The sequence below is a fragment of the Yoonia sp. R2-816 genome (assembly GCF_046762905.1).
Classification (GTDB): domain Bacteria; phylum Pseudomonadota; class Alphaproteobacteria; order Rhodobacterales; family Rhodobacteraceae; genus Yoonia.
The window spans coordinates 1-379 of record NZ_JBKQXN010000153.1 but is presented as its reverse complement, the minus strand read 5'-3'; the positions used below and the strand labels follow the sequence as shown (position 1 = coordinate 379).

Here is a 379-nt window from a genome sequence, read left to right as displayed (position 1 = left end):
GCGAACGGTTGGTCATTATGCACCCCCTTTTTAAGTGCTTGTAAACATTGAAAGCTGCTGGTCGCTTTGTGTGCGACACGGGCGCTTTTTGCGGCGTAGTGCTTGTATTACTTGATCAGATTGTAGGTCTTCGGTCCTGATTTGGTAAGGCGCGCCATCAACAACCTGTTTTGCGGGCAGTATTCCGTCATTGATCAGCCTGCGGATCACATGATTGGTCACACCGAGTTCTTTTGCAGCCTCAGACATGGTGCGCCACGGGCTGTCCTTGTCAGCGGAGAGGTAGCCGTGGATGTTGTTCACGCGCCGTATGGAGGACACGCGCTTGGCATTCCAGGTTTTGTCCTGACCGGTGCGAATACCCATGCGGTTCAGCGAG

At 53.6% G+C, this 379-nt stretch carries 1 protein-coding gene; it reads right to left on the bottom strand.

What is annotated here, in order from left to right:
• Positions 1-30: 30 nt before the first annotated feature.
• On the bottom strand, positions 31-379 hold a 349-nt coding region (locus ACFWW2_RS05345), incomplete at its 5' end, for a helix-turn-helix domain-containing protein (RefSeq protein ID WP_393926713.1).